The organism is Bordetella holmesii (genome assembly GCF_020735985.1).
Classification (GTDB): domain Bacteria; phylum Pseudomonadota; class Gammaproteobacteria; order Burkholderiales; family Burkholderiaceae_B; genus Bordetella; species Bordetella holmesii.
Genome location: NZ_CP085973.1, coordinates 2,881,073 through 2,896,483 on the forward strand (window position 1 = coordinate 2,881,073; position 15,411 = coordinate 2,896,483).

A 15,411-nucleotide genomic window follows, 5' to 3' on the forward strand; every position below is an offset into this window, starting at 1 on the left:
ACGCTGCCATGGATCCAGGCATTTTCCTCATCCACGCCCTGAACGCACTGCAGTACGGGCTGCTGCTCTTTCTGGTGGCCAGCGGACTGACGCTGATCTTCGGGATCATGGGCATCATCAACCTGGCGCATGGCAGCTTCTACATGATCGGCGCGTATATGGCGTTCGCGCTCGGGCCGCTGGTGCAGGCCCATCTGGGCGGCGGTTTCTTCGTCACGCTGGCCGTTTGCGTGGCCGCCGCGGTCCTGTACTGGGTCGTCACCCGGACCCGCATCGGCATGATGGTGCGCGCCGGAGCGAGCAATCGAGAAATGATCGGCAGTCTGGGCGTGAACATCAATCGCCTCTACCGCTGGGTGTTTGCCGTCGGCGTGGCCATGGCTGCGCTGGCTGGCGCGTTGGCGGCACCGGTCTCCTCGGTCTATCCAGGCATGGGTCAGGGCGTACTGATCATCTGTTTCGTCGTGGTGGTGATCGGCGGCATAGGCTCGATCCGCGGCACGTTTCTGGCCGCCATGCTGGTGGCTGCGATCGAGACCTTCGGCCAAGTACTGTTTCCGGCAGCAGCCGGCGTGCTGGTCTATCTGCTGATGGCAACCATCCTTCTGTTCCGGCCGGAAGGCCTGTTTCGCCAAGGCTGAAGGAGATTTCATGCCGCATCCATCAACCAGCCGTTTCGTGCACCAAGGTCTGCCGTTGCTCTGCCTGCTGGGCCTAGCTGTGAAGATTCAATAGGTTGTATGCATGGTTCATCCGAACCGGATTTGAGAAACTGGAAATCGCCAACCCCCCAGTTCACTCAAGGAGCCCGGCCGGATGAACACCCATAAGCATGCCCGATTGACCTTCCTACGTCGCCTCGAAATGGTCCAGCAATTGATCGCCCATCAAGTTTGTGTGCCTGAAGCGGCCCGCGCCTATGGGGTCACCGCGCCGACTGTGCGCAAATGGCTGGGCCGCTTCCTGGCTCAGGGCCAGGCGGGCTTGGCCGATGCGTCCTCGCGCCCGACGGTCTCGCCCCGAGCGATTGCGCCGGCCAAGGCGCTGGCTATCGTGGAGCTGCGCCGCAAGCGGCTGACCCAAGCGCGCATCGCCCAGGCGCTGGGCGTGTCAGCCAGCACCGTCAGCCGCGTCCTGGCCCGCGCCGGTCTGTCGCACCTGGCCGACCTGGAGCCGGCCGAGCCGGTGGTGCGCTACGAGCATCAGGCCCCCGGCGATCTGCTGCACATCGACATCAAGAAGCTGGGACGTATCCAGCGCCCTGGCCACCGGGTCACGGGCAACCGACGCGATACCGTTGAGGGGGCCGGCTGGGACTTCGTCTTCGTGGCCATCGATGACCACGCCCGCGTGGCCTTCACCGACATCCACCCCGACGAGCGCTTCCCCAGCGCCGTCCAGTTCCTCAAGGACGCAGTGGCCTACTACCAGCGCCTGGGCGTGACCATCCAGCGCTTGCTCACCGACAATGGCTCGGCCTTTCGCAGCCGCGCCTTCGCCGCGCTGTGCCATGAGCTGGGCATCAAGCACCGCTTTACCCGACCTTACCGCCCACAGACCAATGGCAAGGCCGAACGCTTCATCCAGTCGGCCTTGCGTGAGTGGGCTTACGCTCACACCTACCAGAACTCCCAACACCGAGCCGATGCCATGAAATCCTGGCTACACCACTACAACTGGCATCGACCCCACCAAGGCATCGGGCGCGCTGTACCCATCTCCAGACTCAACCTGGACGAATACAACCTATTGACAGTTCACACCTAGCCGCCTTCGCCTTTGTGGGCGGCGACTATTACACCGGCCTGGTGCTCAAGATCATGATCTACGGCATTTTCGCGCTGGGCCTGCAACTGCTGGTCGGCAGCGCGGGCCTGGTGAGTCTGGGGCAGGCGGTGTTCTTTGGTCTGGGCGCCTATGCCGCGGCCCTGCTCTCGCCTGCCGGGTCTGCGGCTTCGTTATGGTGGCTGCTGCCCGCAGCGCTTGCGGCCGCCGGCCTGTATGCGCTGATTACCGGCGCGCTGGTGCTACGCACCAAAGGCATCTACTTCATCATGGTGACACTGGCTTTCGCACAGATGGCCTACTACGTCATGCACGACACCAAACTGGGCGGTGGCAGCGACGGCATCTATCTCTACTTCCGGCCGCAGCCATCCATCGGTGGCTGGCTGCCGTTTGACCTTAGCGACGCACGGACGTTTTATTTCTTTGTGCTGGCCTGCCTGGCCATCAGCTGGGTTTTCCTGGCGCTGCTGCGCCGCTCGCCTTTCGGGGCCGCGCTCACCGGTATCGGCATCAACGAGCAGCGCATGCGCGCGGCCGGCTATTCCAGCTATCCCTACAAGCTGGCCGCCTATGTCATCGCCGCGATCCTGGCGGGACTGGCCGGCTTTCTCTATGCCCTCAAAGACGGATTCGTCACGCCGGAACTGCTGGCCTGGGAACAGTCGGCGCTGGTGCTGCTGATGGTCATCCTCGGCGGGCAGACCCGCCAGGCAGGCGCCGTACTGGGCGCGGCCGCCCTGCTGCTCATGCAGGAAGCGTTTCAATCGCAGGATATTTTCGGCGACTTCGCCGACCACTGGCATCTGCCGCTGGGCATTGCCATCATCGCCCTGGTGGCCTGGCTACCCCAGGGCCTCATCGGCCTGGTCAGCCCGACCCGGCCCAAGCCGATCCAGGCCGCCGACCCGCTGCCCATCTCGGGAGACTCTCATGCCTGACATCCTGCTGCGCGGCCGCGACATTACACGGCGCTTCGGCGGCCTGGTCGCCGTTAACGCCGTGTCCCTGGATCTGCCGCGCGGCACCGTGCACGCCGTCATCGGCACCAATGGCGCTGGCAAATCCACCCTCATCAACATCCTGTCCGGCGAGCTGGCCGCCAGTTCGGGCAGTGTCGCCCTGGGCTCGAACGATGTGAGCGCCTGGTCCCAACCTCGCCGCGCTCAAGCCGGGCTGGGGCGTACCTATCAACGGTCCACCATTTTCCCGTCGCTGTCCGTGTTTGAGAACTGCCGCCTGGCCGCCCAAACCCGCCGCCAACGCTTCTGGCACTGGACGGCCAAGGCGGCAGGCTGCGCCCACAGTGCCGCGCACGCCGATGCGGCCTTGGCGCGCACCGGCTTGCGCCAGGCCGCTGACCGCCCCGCCGGACTGCTGCCCCACGGCCACAAACGTCAACTGGAGATCGCCATGTGTCTGGCCGGGCTGCCAACCGTCCTGTTGCTGGATGAACCACTGGCCGGCATGGGCCCCGAAGAGACCGAACGCATCCTCGCTCTGCTGCAGGCCCTCAAGACCGATCACGCGATCCTCTTGGTCGAGCATGACATGGACGCCGTGTTTCGCGTCGCCGACCAAGTGACCGTCATGGTCAACGGCACCGTGCTGGCCAGCGGCGAGCCGGCCGCCGTGCGAGCCGATCCTCAGGTCCAGACGGCCTATCTAGGAGATCACGCATGACCGCGCCCCCCTTGGTGCAGGCGCATGACCTGCATGTGCATTACGGCGCCAGCCACGTATTGCGTGGCGTCGATATGGCGATCCAATCGGGTGAAGCGGTCGGGTTGCTGGGGCGCAACGGCATGGGTAAGACCACCTTGATCCGCAGCCTGGTCGGACTGCTGCGCCCCACGCGCGGGTCGGTCCGCGTGCAAGGCCAGCCCGCAGGCGCTGCCCATGCCATCGCGCGCCAGGGCCTTGCCTATGTGCCCGAAGGCCGAGGCGTGTATCCCAACCTCAGTGTGCGTGAGAACCTGCTGGTGGCAGCCCGTCCGGGCAAACGGCGGGCCTGGGACTACGAGCGCGTGCTCAAAACCTTCCCCCGGCTGGCCGAGCGGCTTGGCCATGGGGGCCATCAACTCTCGGCTGGCGAGCAGCAAATGCTGGCCATCGGACGCGCACTGATGACCAACCCGGACCTGCTCATCCTGGACGAAGCGACCGAAGGCCTGGCACCGCTCATCGTCGCCGAGATCTGGAGCATCATCGCGTTGATCCGCGCCTCGGGCATGTCTACCCTGGTGGTCGATCGCAATTTCCGCGCGGTGCTCGCCCACACGGACCGCTGTGTCGTGATGGAAAAAGGCCAGCTGGTCGAGGCTGGCAACAGCGCCGAACTCGCCGGCCAGCCCCACCTGCTCACCCGCCATCTGGGCGTTTAATCCGCTCCGTCTACGTCGCCCCCGGCCTCGGTATCCGGGTCCGGCCGCAGAAACAGCCAGACCCGCCTCATGGTCGGGTCCTCGGGGTCGACGTCATTGACAAACCCCAGCCGGGTCATCAGCGTCAGCATGGGTCGGTTGGTCGACAGCACCAGTCCGTCGATGTACTCCAGCCCCTGCGCGCGCGCTTCGGCAATGAGCGCACTCATCAGTTGCCCGCCCAGACGCATGCGCTGCCAGTCATCACCGATGACCAACGCGTACTCGGCCCCACGCCCATCCGGATTGCGCAGATAGTGCGCAAAGCCGATGATCACCTCGCGCGGGTGGCCGCGATTGGCCGGATTGGGCACTTGGGTGGCGGCCACCAACGCCAGCTCGCGGTGGTAATCCACCTGCGTGTACCGGGCGACCATGCGGGGCGTGAGCTCACGCATCATCGACACGAAGCGCATATAACGCGAGCGCTCCGACAGCCCACGGATGAACTCCTGCAAAGACTCCCCATCCTCGGGACGGATAGGCCGGATCATCCAAGGCGTGCCATCGTCGAAGCGACGCATCTGCACCAGGCGCGCCGGATAAGGATGGATGGCCATATGCGGGTAACCGGACGTCTGCGGCGATGCGCATGCCGGCGACTCGGTCAGCGTCACGCGCACACCCCCGGCGCGCAGGCTGCTTTCGCCGGCGTATAGCGGGTCGATGTCCAACGACTCGATGTCGGGCATTTCGCAGACCAGCTCCGAGACCTGCACCAGCGCATGCTGCAACGCCTCGGTGGCCGCACCGCTGACCTGTGGCGCCAGGACCCGGCGCCAGATCCGGCTGCGCTCGACCAACTGCCGGGCCAGGAAGTTGTTCAGAGGCGGCAGATCCATGCCCCGCTCGGCCACCGACAACACCGCGTCGGGCCCACCCGCGCCAAAGCGGATCACCGGGCCAAACGCGGGGTCCGTGCGCATTCGGATGGCCATGGGCCGCGACTCAGGCTCTACTGGCCGGATATCCATGGGGCCTTCGCGCAAGGGAACGTGGAAGGCATCGAGCAGTATCCTGCATTCGGCCGGGGTCAGATCCCGCCTGCCCGCGCTGCGCGCCGCCTCGATCACCGTTCGGGCGACGTGTACGTCGGGCAGCCGCCCGGGCGGCTCGGGCGGCTGAGTCTGCAGCAACAACTGCTGGTTGTAGTAGTGCGTGGCCAATACGCCAAATGCATCAGCGGCCGATTCCGGTGTACGAAACGCCGGCGTGCCCGCGTCATCGAGCATGCGCCGCAACGGCCGCATGCCCGCATCCCCCATGAAGCAACTCACCACGGGTTTGCGCGCCTTGGGTGCGATTTGCGCCAGCTGGCGTGCCACGGCTGGCATGTCTGCCAGCGCGTCGGGCGCCAGCAGCACCAGCACGCCGTCGACGCCGCCATCGTCGAGCAGGCAGTCCAGCAACTGCTGCAGCCGCTCGGGCGTGAGCGGAGGATAGGTGATGACCGGGTTGCCGGCGGCCGCGTCGGGCTCAAGCAGGCCGGCCAGCGTGCGCTGCGTCGCCGGCGACAGATCAGCCTTCAGTACGGCGGCCTCGGGGCCGATGAGATCGAGCGCCAATTGCGGCGGGCCGCTGCCATTGGACAGCAAGGCCACGCGGCGCCCCCGCGGGCGCCGTGCATAGCCGAGCACCTTGACCGCCGAGAACAACTGCACGAAGTAACGCACACGCACTGCCCCCGCGCGGCGCAGGGCGGCGTCGAACACCGCGTCGGCGCCACCCGGCTCGCTACGCCCAGCCTTGAGCACGATGACCGGCTTGACGCTGGCTGCCGCTCGCAACGCGCTCATGAACTCGCGCGCCGGCCCGATGTTCTCCAGGTAAAGCACGATACTGTCGCTGCGGGGATCGCTGGCAAGATAGTCCAGCACCTGCGTCGGGCCCACCACGGCCTCATCGCCCAGCGACACCGCCAGCGAAAAACCGATGTGCACGTCCTCGGCCCAATCCATGACGGACGCCATGATGGAGCGCGACTGCGCCACCAACGCTACGCGTCCGGCGCGCGCCAATGTCGGGTGCTGGCTGAGGTTCAGCCCGGCGTGCGGCCGCTGCGCGCCAAAGGAGCGCGGCCCCAGCAACGGGCAATCGTGCTCGCGTGCCCAGTCCTCGCACAAAGCCAGGGTGCCGCGCGGATACGGGTCGGGCAACTCATGGGGCAGCAGGATCAGCCCGCGTGGGGCCAGCGGCGTGAGGCGGCGCAGCGTCTCGGGCAGCACGGCGGGAGACACGCACACCAGGGCCAGGTCGACACGCTCGCCTTCGGCCAGCCCGGTACAGCGTTCGGGTAGCTGCGGAGCTTCGCCTGGCGGGCTGTCGACCAGCGTGGTGCGGGCACGCAAAGGACCCGGCAGCACAGCCGTGGCGGGAAGATTGCGATCGGCCACGATCAGCAGGGACCGGGGCTCGAAAAGCGGTGCAAGCACGTGTCTGAGCATCGGGTTTTGGCGCTATTCTAAAATGCTGTCATCGTAACAATACAACCAGCCCACCATCCACGGTGAACCGAGCGCGCCTAGCGCCATTTTTATGGAGGGCCGCCGCGGCCAACGCGGCGCCAACATCGGCTTATGACTTCCGCCAAACCCGTTCGTACCCGTTTCGCCCCATCGCCCACCGGCTTTCTGCATCTGGGCGGCGCGCGCACGGCGCTGTTCTCGTGGGCTTTCGCCCGCCATCACAAGGGCACCTTCGTGCTGCGCATCGAAGATACCGACGTGGAGCGCTCTTCCGATGCCGCCGTTCAGGCCATCATCGACAGCATGGATTGGCTGGGCATGCAGCCTGACGAAGGTCCCTTCTATCAGATGAAGCGCCTGGACCGCTACGCCGAAGTCCTCAAGGACATGCTGGCCGCCGGCACCGCTTACCACTGCTACTGCACCCCAGAAGAGGTGGAGGCCATGCGCGAAGCGGCGCGCGCCAAAGGGGCCAAACCCCGTTACGACGGCACCTGGCGTCCGGAACCGGGCAAAACGCTGCCGGCCATTCCGGCAGACCGCAAGCCAGTGATCCGCTTCAAGAATCCGCAAACCGGCGTCACGGCATGGGACGACATGGTCAAAGGGCCGGTCAGCTTCGACAACGAAGAGCTCGACGATCTGATCATCGCCCGTCCCGACGGCACGCCCACCTATAACTTCTGCGTGGTGGTCGACGACTGGGACATGGGCATGACGCACGTCATCCGCGGCGACGACCACGTCAACAATACCCCGCGCCAGATCAATATTCTCAAGGCGCTGGGCGCCGAAGTGCCGCAATACGGCCATGTGCCCATGATTCTCGGCCCCGACGGCCTGAAACTGTCCAAGCGCCACGGCGCGGTCAATGTGATGGAGTATGACGACGAAGGCTATCTGCCCGAAGCCATGGTCAATTACCTGGCGCGTCTGGGCTGGAGCCACGGCGACACCGAGCTGTTTAGCCGCGAATCGTTCGTCGAATGGTTCGACACCCGCCACCTGTCCAAGTCGCCCTCGCAATGGGATCCCAAGAAGCTGAACTGGGTCAACGCCCATTACATCAAGGGCATGGACAACGCCGAACTGGCTCGCCGCGTGGCCCCGCGCATTGCCAAGCGCGGCGGCGACACCACGCGCGCCGATCTACCCGAGATCATCGGCCTGTTCAAAGACCGCGCCGAAACCCTTGAGCAATTGGCCGATGACGCCATGCTGTTCTGCGGCGCCTTCAAGCCGGCAGAAGCTGACCTGGTCGCGCAGCACCTGACACCGGCCGCGCGTGAAGCCCTGGCGGGTTTTGCCGCGGCCGCCAGCAGCACGGAATGGACCCGCGACGCCGTCTCGGCCCTGATCAAGACGCAACTGGCTGAGCGCGGCCTGAAAATGCCGCAATTGGCCATCCCGCTGCGGGTAGCCGTCGCCGGCCGCGCGCAGACGCCGGCCGTCGATGCCGTCCTGGTGCTGCTGGGCAAGGACGTCGTGCTCGAACGCCTGGCCAAGCTGCCTGCCTGAGTCCGGACCTCGCTGCTCAGGCGGTCGGGCAAAAAAGAGCCCAAGCAACGGCAGGCCCGCGGCCGCCAGGGCGAACAGGGCGTGCGCGCCCACCGCGTCAACCAGGCTGCCCGCCAGGGCCACGCCGGCAGCCTGCCCCATGAACAGGCAGGACGCAAACCACGCCACTGCCGTGCCCCGGACATCGGGCACCATCTGCGTGGCATTGGTCTGCAAGGTCGCGTGCAGCAGGTAATAGCCAAAGCCGGCCAGCACGCTGGCCACGATCGCCCACCCCCAGGCCGGGGCCAGCAGATAAATCAGAAACGCCAGACTCAGCACGAATCCGCCGGCCATGGCCAACCCGCGCTCGCCCAGGCGGCGTAACACCCGGCCCGCCACCACGGTATAGATCAGGCCGCCCACCGCATACAACGCCACCAGGGCGCCGGCCATGGTCAGCGACACATCGAAACGGACATGCAGATAGGCCGGCGCGAAGGCCAGCGTGCCAAAGACCAGCATGCCTTCGAAAAATACCGTCACCAGCACCACGCGGGCCCAGCGCACGCTCAAGACGCGCCGCGCCTGAGCCAGAAAGCCCTGCCCGGCCGTGCCGCGCTGCACGAACAATCCTTGAGCCCGTTGCCGGCGCAACTCGACCAGCAGGCACACGCCGACCACGAGATAGCCCACCACCAGAACCAGAAAGGCGCGCCGCCAGCCGATGGTGTCTGCAAACAGCCCCCCCGCCAGGCTGCCCGCGGCCATGCCCAGAATGGTCCCGGTCAGAAAGCGCGCCAACGTGGCCTGGCGCCGCTCATAAGGCACGTTGTCACCGATCCAGGCCATGGACAGGGGCACGATGCCCGCGCCGGCCGCTCCCGACAGCATGCGGCAGATCACCAGCATGTCCAGACTGTCGGCCATGGCCGCGCCCGCACTGCCGATGGCACAGGCAAACGTCGCCACGCAGACCACGCGGTACTTGCCATAACAATCGCCCACCGGGCCGAAGAACATCTGCAACAGACCGTACGCCACGGCAAACGCCGTCACGGCGTGACCTGCCTGTCCTGTCGTGGTGGAGAACTCCTGCGCCAGTTGAGGCAGCATGGGATCGCAAATGCGGAAAGCGCTGGCGCTGACGAAAGCGGCCAGCGCCAGGAGAGCGATGGCTCGTCCCTCGGAATGGGCGGCGGACATAGCGACTAATAAAGGAGAAAGTCCGAAACCTTACTCCACGCCCGCCGCCTTGGCGACCTGGGCCTGCCAGGCGCGGATACGGCGCGAGCTCAGTTAGGCAAACGGTAACCGGCCGGCATGCGGCGCGCGGTGAGCTGCTGCCCGCCGTTTTTGAGCTCACGCAGCATCAAGCGTGTCTGATCCACACTTTGCACCTGATAGCGAGTCTGGTAGATGGGGTCATCGGCATCGACCGGCTCACCGTTGGATTTCGTGGTCTGCAGCGTATAGATCCCGTTGGCCACGGTCCAGCAGCCGCTTTCACGCAACGCGGGCCGGATACGCTTGCCGACCTTGAGCTGGGTTTCGTAGGTCATGCTGCCATCGGCGGCCAAGATCGTCAGCGTCTGCAGATCCCCACCAAAGCCGCGCGGCCGCGACACGGAATACCACGTTCCCACCATCTGGCTGCCCGCCTCGGCGGGGGTGCACGCCACTTGCTTGGGCGCGGGCGCCTGCGCCGGCGTCTCGGCGGAGGACGGTTTCTTGGCAGCGCAACCGGCCAGCGCCCCCCCCACGATCAAACCGCCGCAGATAGCGCGCGCGAACGACACATACGAATACATCATGACTTCCTCGAAATCTCCCCGGCACGATACGCCGCGCACGCCTGATGATGCGCATGCCGCGACTGCAGGCACTCTAAAGAGCGCCCCGGCACAATGCAATGCGCACCTGCGGCCTAGTGCATTTGCGCAACACTCATGGTCGCAAACCTGCGTGTAATCGCCGTGCGACCGCAGTTTCGCGATCTCTGCCACCCGCTTACATAGAGGCTGCAGGCCGCTCACAAGGGCAGTCGCACCTCGTGCTTGATCTCGCGCAACGCCACGATGCTGCGCGTCTGCCGGATCCCGGGCAGGTTGAACAGAAAGCGATGCAGAAAACGATCGTAGTCCTCGGGGCTTTCGACCAGTATCTTCAGCAGAAAATCCGAGTCACCGGTCACCGAATAACACTCCAGAATTTCCGGGGCGTCGCGCACCGAACGCTCGAAGTTGGCCACGGTCTCGGCCGAATGCCGCTCCAGGCTGATCTGCGCGAACACGCAGCCGCCCAGTCCCACCTTGCTGCGATCGACCTGGGCGCTGTAACCCTGAATGACGCCGGCTGACTCCAGCGCCTTGACCCGCCGCCACACCGGCGCGGGCGACAAGCCCACCTGGTCGGAGAGTTGCTGCGCCGAGGCCCGGCCATCTTGCTGCAGCGCACGCAGGATGGCAAAGTCGGTTTTATCCATCGTGATGTCTCCCCTTCTTCCCAAAACGAAATGTTTATTTCAAATTATAGGGAATGCACGATCCTATAACGCAAAAAAACCGCATGCCCGCGCTCCTATCATGGTCGAAATAAAGGAGCATTCATGGACGGCACCCCCGCGGTCGACCCTCACATCGATCTGGACTACCAACTCGCAGACAACCTCAGCCGCCGCCAGGGCCGCATTTTCCTGACCGGCACGCAGGCTTTGGTGCGCCTGATGCTCGCGCAGCGGCAGGCCGACCGCGAGCGCGGCCTCAATACCGCTGGCTTTGTCTCCGGCTACCGCGGCTCGCCCCTGGGCGGCGTCGACATGGCCATGTGGAAAGCCCCAAAAGCGCTCGACGCCAACCAGATCACCTTCATGCCGGGCATCAATGAAGATCTGGCCGCCACGGCCGTCATGGGCACGCAGCAGGTCGGCACACGCGACGATCGCAAGGTCGATGGGGTCTATGCCATGTGGCCATGTGGTATGGCAAGGGACCGGGCGTGGATCGTGCCGGCGACGCCCTGCATCATGGCCACGCGGCCGGCGCCTCGCGCCACGGCGGCGTGTTGATGGTCGTGGGCGATGATCACACCGCCGTGTCCTCGTCCATCCCCCATGCCAGCGAAACCTCGCTCATCGGCTGGCATGTGCCTATCGTGCATCCGGCATCGATCGACGAGTACGAGACCTTCGCCCTCTGGGGCTGGGCATTGTCGCGCTACAGCGGCGCCTGGGTGGCGTTCAAAGTCACCTCGGAGTCGGTGGAAACGGGCCAGTCCTTCGACGTCCGCCCTGCCGAGCACTACGACATGCCCGATGACGCCGAGGCAGCCGAGCGCCACTACAACGCCGGCGACTTTTTGTCTCCGGCCATCGAGACGCGAATGGCGCGGCGCCACCGCGCGGTGGCCGCCTTCGCCGCGCGCCACAGCATCGACAAACTCATCTCCGCCGCGCCCGAGGCGACAGTGGGCATCGTCACGGTGGGCAAGTGCCACCTCGACGCCATGGAGGCACTGGACCGCCTGGGCGTGGACCTTCGCGGGGTGCGCGTCTACAAGCCTGGCCTGGTGTGGCCGCTGGAGCGCGAACGCCTGCTGGCCTTCGCTCAGGGCCTGCAACACATCCTGGTCATCGAAGAAAAAGACGGCATCGTCGAAGCACAGATCAAGGATCTGCTCTACAACCAGCAGCAGCGCGCGTCTGTCTGCGGCAAACAGGGCTTCGACGGAGAGACCCTCATTCCCGCCGCCGGCCAGCTTCGCCCTTCCATCCTGGCCGCCCCGCTGGCCGGTTGGCTGCGACGCACCAGCGGCCTGGCTCTGGCAGCCGACCCCGCAGCGTTCGCCTGTACCGAGGCACTGTCCAACGCGGCCGACGGGATGCGCCGCCGCCCCTATTTCTGTTCGGGTTGCCCGCACAATAGTTCGACCAAGGTGCCCGAAGGCAGTCAGGCCCGCTCCGGCGTGGGGTGCCATTACATGGCGGCCTGGATGGACCGCGATACGGGCGGTCTGACCCAGATGGGCGGCGAGGGCGTGGACTGGATAGGCGTGGCGCCCTACATCGAAGCGCCCCATGTGTTTCAGAACATGGGCGAAGGCACTTACTACCATTCCGGTTATCTGGCCATCCGCCAGGCCGTGGCCGCGCGCGCCAATATCACCTACAAGATTCTGTTCAACGACGCAGTGGCCATGACCGGCGGCCAACCCGTCGACGGCCCGATCTCCGTGCCGCAGATTTGCCAGCAGTTGCGCGGCGAACACGTCGCCCGCATCGTCGTGACGACCGACGAACCGGAAAAGTACCGCGGCATCGACCTGGGCCCGGGCATCGCCGTGCATCACCGGCGCGAACTCGACGCCTTGCAGCGCGAACTGCGCGAGACCGCCGGCGTCACCGTGCTCATTCACGATCAGACCTGCGCGGCCGAAAAACGCCGCCGCCGCAAGAAAAAGACCTTCCCCGATCCGGCGCGCCGCATGTTCATCAACAGCGCCGTGTGCGAAGGTTGCGGCGACTGCGGCACCCAGTCCAACTGCCTGTCCATCGTGCCGCTGGAAACGCCCTATGGCCGCAAACGCGCCGTAGACCAGTCCAGCTGCAATAAAGACTACTCCTGCGCCGAAGGCTTCTGCCCGAGCTTCGTATCGGTCGAAGGCGGCCAACCGCGCAAACGCCGTGCCGCGGCCCAGGACGACTGGCAGGCGCAGCTTGCCAACGTACCGATGCCTCGCATCGACGAGGTGCATACGCCCTATCGCCTGCTGGTCGCCGGTATGGGCGGCACGGGCGTCATCACCATCGGCGCGTTGGTCTCCATGGCCGCTCACCTGCAGGGCCTGTCGGCCTCGGTGCTCGATCTGACCGGGCTGGCTCAGAAAGGCGGCACCGTGATCAGCCACATCCGCTTGGCGCCCCCACACACGCCCGCCGGCCCCGCGCGCCTGGATTGGCAGCAGGCCGATGCCGCCATCCTCTGCGACCCGGTGGCGGCCGTCTAGCTGTGAAGATTCAATAGGTTGTATGCATGGTTCATCCGAACCGGATTTGAGAAACTGGAAATCGCCAACCCCCCAGTTCACTCAAGGAGCCCGGCCGGATGAACACCCATAAGCATGCCCGATTGACCTTCCTACGTCGCCTCGAAATGGTCCAGCAATTGATCGCCCATCAAGTTTGTGTGCCTGAAGCGGCCCGCGCCTATGGGGTCACCGCGCCGACTGTGCGCAAATGGCTGGGCCGCTTTCTGGCTCAGGGCCAGGCGGGCTTGGCCGATGCGTCCTCGCGCCCGACGGTCTCGCCCCGAGCGATTGCGCCGGCCAAGGCGCTGGCTATCGTGGAGCTGCGCCGCAAGCGGCTGACCCAAGTGCGCATCGCCCAGGCGCTGGGCGTGTCAGCCAGCACCGTCAGCCGCGTCCTGGCCCGCGCCGGTCTGTCGCACCTGGCCGACCTGGAGCCGGCCGAGCCGGTGGTGCGCTACGAGCATCAGGCCCCCGGCGATCTGCTGCACATCGACATCAAGAAGCTGGGACGTATCCAGCGCCCTGGCCACCGGGTCACGGGCAACCGACGCGATACCGTTGAGGGGGCCGGCTGGGACTTCGTCTTCGTGGCCATCGATGACCACGCCCGCGTGGCCTTCACCGACATCCACCCCGACGAGCGCTTCCCCAGCGCCGTCCAGTTCCTCAAGGACGCAGTGGCCTACTACCAGCGCCTGGGCGTGACCATCCAGCGCTTGCTCACCGACAATGGCTCGGCCTTTCGCAGCCGCGCCTTCGCCGCGCTGTGCCATGAGCTGGGCATCAAGCACCGCTTTACCCGACCTTACCGCCCACAGACCAATGGCAAGGCCGAACGCTTCATCCAGTCGGCCTTGCGTGAGTGGGCTTACGCTCACACCTACCAGAACTCCCAACACCGAGCCGATGCCATGAAATCCTGGCTACACCACTACAACTGGCATCGACCCCACCAAGGCATCGGGCGCGCTGTACCCATCTCCAGACTCAACCTGGACGAATACAACCTATTGACAGTTCACATCTAGCCCGAAGCCCTGGGGACCTTGCGCCGCGGGTACAGCCGCGTGACGGCCAATACCTACGTCGCCCCGGTATCGGATTTCACACGCCAGCCCGACGTGCCCATGCGCGGCGACGCCCTGCTGGAAAAAATCCGTCATGCCGCTGGCAGCGAGCAGACCGCCGCGCTGGATGCGCATGGCGCCGCGCTCACCCTGTTTGGCGACAGCATCCTGTCCAACATTTTTCTGCGGGGCTATGCCTGGCAGCGTGGCGACGTACCGTTGACGCTCGCCGCGCTGACCCGCGCCATCGAACTCAACGGCGTGGCCGTGGCCAGCAACCGTGCCGCCTTCGACGCCGGCCGGCTGGCCGCGCACGCGCCGCAGACCCTGGCCTTCGCGCTCAAGCCGCCGGCTCAGGTCATCGCGCTGCATCGCCCCGAGCGGCTCGACGACGCCGTGGCGCGCCGCGTGGCCGATCTGACCGCCTACCAGAATGCGGCCTACGCGACGCGCTACCGCCGGCTGATCGAGGAGGTCGCGGCCCGCGAGCGGGAACTGGGTGCTACGCCCGGGCGCCTGGCATTGGCCGTCGCGCGCGGCCTGTTCAAGTTCATGGCCTACAAGGACGAGTATGAAGTCGCCCGTCTGTACACCGACGGCAGCTTCGCGGCGCAACTGAAGGAGCAGTTCGAAGGCGACTACCAATTGCGCTGTCACATGGCGCCGCCCCTGCTGGCGCGCAAAGACCCGCGCACCGGCGTGCCGCGCAAAATGGCGCTGGGCCCGCGCACCCTGTCGGCGCTGCGCTGGCTGGCGCGCTGCAAAAGCGTGCGCGGCACCTGGGCCGACCCCTTCGGCTACACCGCCGAGCGGCGCATGGAGCGCGACCTCATCGTCGAGTACGAAAGCCTGGTCAAACGTCTGCTTGCCGGCCTGACAGTGGACAATATCGGCGCGGCGGCTACAATCGCTGCCCTTGCGGAAAATGTGCGCGGCTACGGTCATATCAAGGCCGCGGCAGTTACGCGCTTTCGCCAGGACCGGGACCGTCTTCTGGAAAGCTATGAGCAGCCTGGCTTTGCGCCGAGCGAGGTCCGAAGAAGCGCGTAAATCCTCACGCTGAGCACTCACTTCGGCGGGCGCGCCTTGATCGGCGCGCCCTTCGCATTTCGTAACAACTAAATTTGAACATCACCCAACCCCCAGACT

General features: G+C 65.7%; 10 protein-coding genes and 3 pseudogenes. 9 read left to right on the forward strand and 4 right to left on the reverse strand.

The window, feature by feature from the left end; all coding sequences use genetic code 11:
- Positions 1-8 precede the first annotated feature (8 nt).
- The 5 genes from LK440_RS13805 (at position 9) to LK440_RS13825 (ending at position 4,169) form a co-directional block, all read left to right on the forward strand.
- Positions 9-641, forward strand: coding sequence for a branched-chain amino acid ABC transporter permease (locus LK440_RS13805; RefSeq protein ID WP_005018551.1), 633 nt, complete (start codon positions 9-11; stop codon positions 639-641).
- A 175-nt stretch (positions 642-816) separates the two neighbouring features.
- Positions 817-1,767 carry an IS481-like element IS481 family transposase gene (locus LK440_RS13810; protein WP_005013747.1) on the forward strand — a complete coding sequence of 317 codons (951 nt, stop codon included), beginning with the start codon at positions 817-819 and terminating at the stop codon, positions 1,765-1,767.
- Between the two features lie 14 nt (positions 1,768-1,781).
- On the forward strand, positions 1,782-2,726 hold the full coding sequence (locus tag LK440_RS13815) for a branched-chain amino acid ABC transporter permease (protein WP_005018546.1): 945 nt from the start codon (positions 1,782-1,784) through the stop codon (positions 2,724-2,726).
- Complete coding sequence (locus LK440_RS13820; RefSeq protein WP_005018544.1) at positions 2,719-3,468, forward strand: ABC transporter ATP-binding protein; 750 nt, start codon at positions 2,719-2,721, stop codon at positions 3,466-3,468. Before LK440_RS13815 ends, LK440_RS13820 begins: the two co-directional genes overlap by 8 nt.
- Positions 3,465-4,169 carry an ABC transporter ATP-binding protein gene (locus tag LK440_RS13825; RefSeq protein WP_005018542.1) on the forward strand — a complete coding sequence of 235 codons (705 nt, stop codon included), beginning with the start codon at positions 3,465-3,467 and terminating at the stop codon, positions 4,167-4,169. Before LK440_RS13820 ends, LK440_RS13825 begins: the two co-directional genes overlap by 4 nt.
- On the opposite strand, the gene LK440_RS13830 is transcribed toward LK440_RS13825, so the two are convergent.
- Positions 4,166-6,652: a bifunctional acetate--CoA ligase family protein/GNAT family N-acetyltransferase gene (locus tag LK440_RS13830; protein WP_005018528.1), complete on the reverse strand. Its 2,487-nt coding sequence runs from the start codon at positions 6,650-6,652 to the stop codon at positions 4,166-4,168. The genes LK440_RS13825 and LK440_RS13830 overlap by 4 nt on opposite strands.
- A gap of 132 nt (positions 6,653-6,784) precedes the next feature.
- Here LK440_RS13830 and gltX point away from each other — a divergent pair, with 132 nt between their 5' ends.
- Complete coding sequence (gene gltX / locus LK440_RS13835; protein WP_005018526.1) at positions 6,785-8,191, forward strand: glutamate--tRNA ligase; 1,407 nt, start codon at positions 6,785-6,787, stop codon at positions 8,189-8,191.
- Between the two features lie 27 nt (positions 8,192-8,218).
- Here the strand turns inward: gltX and LK440_RS13840 are convergent.
- From LK440_RS13840 to LK440_RS13850, 3 genes and pseudogenes are all read right to left on the reverse strand, one after another.
- A pseudogene (locus LK440_RS13840) lies at positions 8,219-9,376 on the reverse strand (MFS transporter); the annotation flags it as partial.
- A gap of 89 nt (positions 9,377-9,465) precedes the next feature.
- Complete coding sequence (locus LK440_RS13845; RefSeq protein ID WP_005018523.1) at positions 9,466-9,981, reverse strand: hypothetical protein; 516 nt, start codon at positions 9,979-9,981, stop codon at positions 9,466-9,468.
- A 221-nt stretch (positions 9,982-10,202) separates the two neighbouring features.
- A complete protein-coding gene (locus tag LK440_RS13850) occupies positions 10,203-10,655 on the reverse strand; it encodes an Lrp/AsnC family transcriptional regulator (RefSeq protein WP_005018517.1) in 453 nt (150 codons plus the stop codon).
- A gap of 123 nt (positions 10,656-10,778) precedes the next feature.
- Here LK440_RS13850 and LK440_RS13855 point away from each other — a divergent pair.
- The 3 genes and pseudogenes from LK440_RS13855 to LK440_RS13865 form a co-directional block, all read left to right on the forward strand.
- Positions 10,779-13,171 (forward strand): annotated as a pseudogene (locus LK440_RS13855) (indolepyruvate ferredoxin oxidoreductase family protein); the annotation flags it as partial.
- Between the two features lie 101 nt (positions 13,172-13,272).
- The gene (locus LK440_RS13860) at positions 13,273-14,223 is read left to right on the forward strand and encodes an IS481-like element IS481 family transposase (RefSeq protein WP_005018058.1); all 951 of its coding nucleotides are present in this window, start codon (positions 13,273-13,275) and stop codon (positions 14,221-14,223) included.
- Positions 14,224-15,312, forward strand: a pseudogene (locus tag LK440_RS13865) (DUF6537 domain-containing protein); the annotation flags it as partial.
- Positions 15,313-15,411: the final 99 nt, after the last annotated feature.

Coding starts and splice junctions, on each gene's coding strand:
- LK440_RS13860 (WP_005018058.1), top strand. CDS start 13,273: ATGAACACCCATAAGCATGCCCGATTGACCTTCCTACGTCGCCTCGAA.
- LK440_RS13820 (WP_005018544.1), top strand. CDS start 2,719: ATGCCTGACATCCTGCTGCGCGGCCGCGACATTACACGGCGCTTCGGC.
- LK440_RS13825 (WP_005018542.1), top strand. CDS start 3,465: ATGACCGCGCCCCCCTTGGTGCAGGCGCATGACCTGCATGTGCATTAC.
- LK440_RS13850 (WP_005018517.1), bottom strand. CDS start 10,655: ATGGATAAAACCGACTTTGCCATCCTGCGTGCGCTGCAGCAAGATGGC.
- LK440_RS13830 (WP_005018528.1), bottom strand. CDS start 6,652: ATGCTCAGACACGTGCTTGCACCGCTTTTCGAGCCCCGGTCCCTGCTG.
- LK440_RS13805 (WP_005018551.1), top strand. CDS start 9: ATGGATCCAGGCATTTTCCTCATCCACGCCCTGAACGCACTGCAGTAC.
- LK440_RS13810 (WP_005013747.1), top strand. CDS start 817: ATGAACACCCATAAGCATGCCCGATTGACCTTCCTACGTCGCCTCGAA.
- LK440_RS13845 (WP_005018523.1), bottom strand. CDS start 9,981: ATGTATTCGTATGTGTCGTTCGCGCGCGCTATCTGCGGCGGTTTGATC.
- gltX (WP_005018526.1), top strand. CDS start 6,785: ATGACTTCCGCCAAACCCGTTCGTACCCGTTTCGCCCCATCGCCCACC.